Origin of the sequence: Phocaeicola sp., from assembly GCF_048170425.1 — a bacterium.
GTDB lineage: Bacteria > Bacteroidota > Bacteroidia > Bacteroidales > Bacteroidaceae > Phocaeicola.
This window is the reverse complement of record NZ_DBEXBB010000131.1, coordinates 1-5,429: the sequence shown is the minus strand read 5'-3', so window position 1 is coordinate 5,429 and position 5,429 is coordinate 1. Positions and strand designations below refer to the sequence as shown.

Annotated in this window: 5 protein-coding genes; 4 read left to right on the top strand and 1 reads right to left on the bottom strand. The window is 50.0% G+C overall.

Annotation, left to right across the window (positions count from 1 at the left end; translation table 11 throughout):
• Window positions 1–98: 98 nt before the first annotated feature.
• From priA to ACMJ0U_RS05220, 4 genes are read left to right on the top strand one after another with little or no spacing between them, the layout of a single operon-like run.
• Window positions 99–2,561, top strand: coding sequence for a replication restart helicase PriA (priA, locus tag ACMJ0U_RS05235; RefSeq protein WP_417128637.1), 2,463 nt, complete (start codon window positions 99–101; stop codon window positions 2,559–2,561).
• A gap of 11 nt (window positions 2,562–2,572) precedes the next feature.
• A complete protein-coding gene (locus ACMJ0U_RS05230; RefSeq protein ID WP_417128636.1) occupies window positions 2,573–3,289 on the top strand; it encodes a phosphatase in 717 nt (238 codons plus the stop codon).
• Window positions 3,286–3,765, top strand: a complete 480-nt coding sequence (locus tag ACMJ0U_RS05225) for a low molecular weight protein-tyrosine-phosphatase (RefSeq protein ID WP_417128634.1) — start codon at window positions 3,286–3,288, stop codon at window positions 3,763–3,765. Before ACMJ0U_RS05230 ends, ACMJ0U_RS05225 begins: the two co-directional genes overlap by 4 nt.
• Window positions 3,766–3,792: 27 nt before the next feature.
• A complete protein-coding gene (locus tag ACMJ0U_RS05220; protein WP_417128632.1) occupies window positions 3,793–5,019 on the top strand; it encodes an anaerobic sulfatase-maturation protein in 1,227 nt (408 codons plus the stop codon).
• Between the two features lie 40 nt (window positions 5,020–5,059).
• Here ACMJ0U_RS05220 and trxA read toward each other — a convergent pair.
• A partial coding sequence (trxA, locus tag ACMJ0U_RS05215; RefSeq protein ID WP_417128631.1) for a thioredoxin occupies window positions 5,060–5,429 on the bottom strand: 370 nt, incomplete at its 5' end.

Here is a 5,429-nt window from a genome sequence, read left to right as displayed (position 1 = left end):
TTTTCATTTTAAACTAAAGATTAAAAACGGCAAGTACAAATCTATAAAAGTTTCAGGAGGGAACAAGCTATGTAACGGGCTTTTTATACCTTTGCAACATGAAAAAATTCGTGGATGTCATAGTACCCCTGCCCATTGCCAGCCAGTACACGTATTCGCTTCCGGAAGGTATGGAAGCGAGCATACAGCCTGGCTGCCGGGTCATCGTGCCTTTCGGACCTAAAAAATTTTATACGGCCATTGTTACCAAAGTACACGAAACAGCTCCGGAGGCGTATGAAACCAAAGACATCTCGGAAGTGCTCGACTCACGCCCGGTTTTGTTAGGGCAGCAGTTTTCTTTCTGGAAATGGCTGGCCGACTATTACCTCTGCACGTTGGGAGACGTGTACAAGGCAGCCCTGCCTTCGGGCATGAAACTGGAAAGCGAAACACTGGTGGAATACAATCCGGATTTTGTGGCCTCAGAACCGCTCCCTCCACGGGAACAGCGTATTCTAGACTTGCTCAGTGCCGACCCGGAGCAATGCGTCACCCAACTGGAAAAAGCCAGCGGCATGAAGAATTTGTTGCCAGTCATCAAATCGCTGCTGGAGAAAGAGGCCATCTGCATCAAGGAAGAAATCAAGCGAAGCTACAAACCACGCACAGAAGTACGGGTACGACTGACAGAAGCGTTGCAAAACGAACATCACCTGCACATTCAGTTTGATTTACTGGCACGAGCCCCCAAGCAACAAGCCATCCTGATGAAATACCTTGAATTGTCGGGATGGAACGCCGAAGGGAAAAATATCCGGGAAGTCAGCAAGAAGGAGTTGCTCGATGCTTCCGGACAGACGCAATCCGTCTTCAAGAACTTAGTAGACAAACAGATACTGGAGACGTACCTGCATGAGATTGGCCGACTTACGGGAGACCACGCGGAGACGGTTCCGCTACACACCCTGAGCCCCGCACAGCAACGGGCTTTTTATGAAATTCTGACTTCCTTCCAGACTAAGAACGTATGCCTGCTCCATGGCGTGACGGCCAGCGGAAAGACAGAAATCTATATCCATCTGATAGAAGAAGTGCTGAAAGCCGGAAAGCAGGTACTCTACCTTCTTCCGGAAATTGCCCTGACGACCCAGATTACCGAACGGTTACGACGGGTATTCGGCAAACGCTTAGGAGTATATCACTCTAAGTTTCCGGATGCAGAACGGGTGGAAATCTGGCAAAAGCAACTGACCGAACAAGGTTATGACGTAATATTGGGAGTCCGTTCCTCGGTATTCCTTCCGTTCCGGCGACTGGGACTGGTCATCGTGGACGAGGAACATGAAACGAGCTACAAGCAGCAGGACCCTTCCCCACGCTATCATGCACGGAATGCCGCCATCATGCTGGCTTCCATGTACGGAGCCAAAACCCTGTTAGGTACGGCCACTCCCAGCCTGGAGAGTTATTATCATGCCCGAAACGGGAAATACGGTCTGGTGGAACTGACCGAGCGCCATCAGCAGATTCAGTTACCACACATTGAGTTAGTGGACATCAAGGAACTGACCCGTAAGAAACGGATGACGGCACAGTTCTCTCCACTTTTATTACAGAAAATACGGGAAGCACTGGAGCAGAAAGAACAAGTCATCTTGTTCCAGAACCGACGGGGTTTTGCCCCGATGATTGAATGCCGCACCTGCGGATGGGTACCGCGTTGCAAGAACTGCGATGTGAGTCTGACCTATCACAAAGGACTTCACCAGCTGACGTGTCACTATTGCGGCTATACTTACGCCGTGCCTACAGCCTGTCCGGCTTGTGGAGGAGTGGAACTTATGAACCGCGGATTCGGCACGGAAAAAGTTGAAGACGACATCAAGCAGATTTTTCCGGAAGCCAAAGTGGCCCGAATGGATCTGGATACTACCCGTACCCGCACGGCTTACGAGCGCATCATCAACGACTTTGAAGAGGGGAAGACAGACATTCTGATTGGTACGCAGATGATTTCCAAAGGACTGGACTTCGACCGGGTAAGCGTGGTAGGTATCCTGAATGCCGACTCGATGATGAATTATCCCGATTTCCGGTCGTACGAACGGGCGTTCCAGCTCATGGCACAAGTGGCCGGAAGAGCCGGACGAAAAAACAAGCAGGGACTGGTGGTGCTTCAGACGAAGTCGCCGGAGAATCCGCTCATCCATCAGATTATGGCCAACGATTACACCCGTTTGTATCAGGAACAGATGGAAGAACGCAGCCTGTTCAAATACCCTCCTTTCTACCGGCTGATTTATGTATATTTGAAGCACCGCAAGGAAGACATCCTGAATCAGGCAGCCGACCTGATGGCCGCTCACCTGCGACAAGGCATGGGCGAACGGATATTAGGTCCGGACAAACCACCCGTGGCACGGATACAATCGCTTTTCATCCGGAAGATTGTCATCAAGATAGAGCAGGAAGCTTCCATTAGCAAGGTACGCCGCTACCTGACACAAGTACAACGCACCCTCATAGAAGATGAGCGCTTCCGCTCACTGATGGTATATTATGATGTAGACCCTACCTAAACCCTATACACATGAAGATAGAATTAGATGTACATACGCACACCATTGCCAGCGGACATGCCTTCAGCAGTCTGCAGGAAATGGCACGGACAGCCGCCGACAAAGGTCTGAAAATGCTCGGCATCACAGAGCATACGCCGGGAATTCCCGGAAGCTGTCACCTGATTTACTTCCGCAACCTGCACGTGGTACCGCGGCAGATGTACGGCATCGAACTCCTGCTTGGGGCGGAAATCAATATCCTCGACACACAAGGCACGCTTGACCTGGATGAATTCCACATGAACTTGCTGGATTTGCGAATCGCAGGTATTCATTCCTTGTGCTACACGCCGGGAACTCCCGAAGAAAATACGCAAGGGATGATTAAAACCATCGAGAATCCTTACACCCACATCATCAGCCATCCGGGTGACGGTACGGCCAAGCTGCTTTTTGAACCGATTGTGCAGGCCGCAAAGGCCCATCACACCCTGCTGGAAATCAACAACAGTTCCTTAAAGCCTTGCCGCAACAAAGTGGAGGCAAGACCCAACAATTTAGAGATACTCCGTCTCTGCAAACAATACGAAGTTCCGGTCATCCTTGGAAGTGATGCACACATCTCATTCGACATTGCGACCTACGACCATGCCCTAGAGCTGGTCAAGGAAACCGAGTTTCCGGAAAGCCTCATCCTGAATACGGATGTAGCACGTTTTAAACAGTATTTACACCTTGATAAATGATGAAACAAAAAATATTATTCGTCTGTCTTGGCAACATCTGCCGTTCCTCTTCTGCCGAAGAAATCATGCGTACGCTGGTGCGCCGGGCAGGAAGAGAAAAAGAGTTTGAAATTGATTCCGCAGGCATCAGCGGTTTCCACGAAGGAGAACTGCCCGATGAACGTATGCGGGCTCACGCCAGCCGTAGAGGCTACCAGCTGACCCATCGCTCACGTCCGGTGCGCACGGAGGATTTCTATCACTTCGACTGGATTTTAGGTATGGACGACCGCAACATCGATGCTCTGCGCGACAAAGCGCCCGACGTGGAAAGTGAACAGAAGATTCACCGCATGACCGATTTCTGCCGTACCAAAATCATCGACTATGTGCCTGATCCCTATTATGGAGGCGCTCAAGGCTTCGAGAATGTGCTCGACATCCTGGAAGATGCCTGTGAGGGACTGCTGACACATTTGTCTGAAGAAAAGAAATAACTTGAATACTTATTAAATTCCAATACCATGAGTCAAACCATTGCACCTTTTGCCCGCCCGCTGTATGTGATGACAAAACCCGTAGGCGCAATCTGCAACTTAGCGTGCGACTATTGCTACTACTTGGAAAAGGCAAATTTATATAAAGACATTTCCAAGCACGTAATGAGCGATGAGCTGTTAGAGAAATTTATCCGTGAATACATCGGTTCTCAGACCATGCCGCAGGTACTCTTTACCTGGCACGGAGGAGAGACCCTGATGCGCCCGCTCAGTTTCTACAAACGGGTGATGGAACTACAGCAGAAATATGCCGACGGACGTACCATCGATAACTGCATCCAGACCAACGGTACCTTGCTGACGGATGAATGGTGCGAATTCTTCAAGAAGAACAACTGGCTGGTGGGCGTGTCCATCGACGGGCCACAGGAGTTTCACGATGAATATCGCAAGAACCGTCAGGGACGTCCGTCATTCACCAAGGTAATGCAAGGCGTCCAGTTACTGAAAAAGCACGGAGTGGAATGGAACGCTTTGGCCGTAGTCAATGATTTCAATGCGGACTATCCGCTGGACTTCTATCATTTCTTCAAAGAAATCGACTGCCACTACATCCAGTTTACACCGATTGTAGAGCGTATCAGTCCCCATGCCGACGGCCGTCACCTGGCCAGTCCGCTACAAGAAGACGAGAAACTAGCCGATTTCTCCGTATCACCGGAACAATGGGGTAACTTCCTCTGTACCTTGTTTGACGAATGGGTACGCGAGGATGTGGGCAATTTCTTCATCCAGTTGTTCGACTCCACCCTGGCCAACTGGGTAGGTGCGCAGCCGGGTGTCTGCACCATGGCCAAGACTTGCGGGCATGCCGGTGTCATGGAATTCAACGGCGACGTATATTCCTGTGACCACTTTGTATTTCCGGAATACAAGTTAGGCAACATTCATGAAAAGACACTGGTAGAAATGATGTACAGCGAACGTCAGATGAAGTTCGGGCAAATGAAACAAGACTCACTCCCCCGCCAGTGCAAGGAATGTGAGTTCCTCTTTGCCTGCAACGGTGAATGTCCGAAAAACCGCTTCGCTCACACAGCCGACGGTGAGCCGGGGCTGAACTACCTGTGCAAGGGATACCATCAGTTCTTCCGGCACGTAGCTCCTTACATGGATTATATGAAAAAAGAATTGCTGGCCGAACGTGCTCCGGCCCACATCATGGAAGCCATCAAAAAAGGAGAGCTGTAAAGCCCTCCTTTTTTATAGCTGTCTGAATATATATCACACCTCAATCGTTCTTCAACAACACATTCTGAATGGCCTCCTTCAGGTTCTTCTTAGGCAAGGCTCCCTGTGCCATCTGCGGAGTACCGCTCATCGGCACAAACAGTAGGGAAGGCACGCTGCGGATACCAAACAAGGCTGCCAGTTCTTCCTCTTCGTCTACATTTACCTTATAGATGTCTACCTGCCCGGCATATTCATCGGCCAACTCATCCAATACCGGAGCCAGCATCTTGCACGGACCACACCAGGTGGCATAGAAATCAATCAAGGCCGGACGCTCACCCAGGAATTTCCATTCGTTCGGATTCGCTTCATAGTTTGCTACTCTTGTCAAAAAATCTGCTTTGGTTAAATGTACTGCACTCATATTC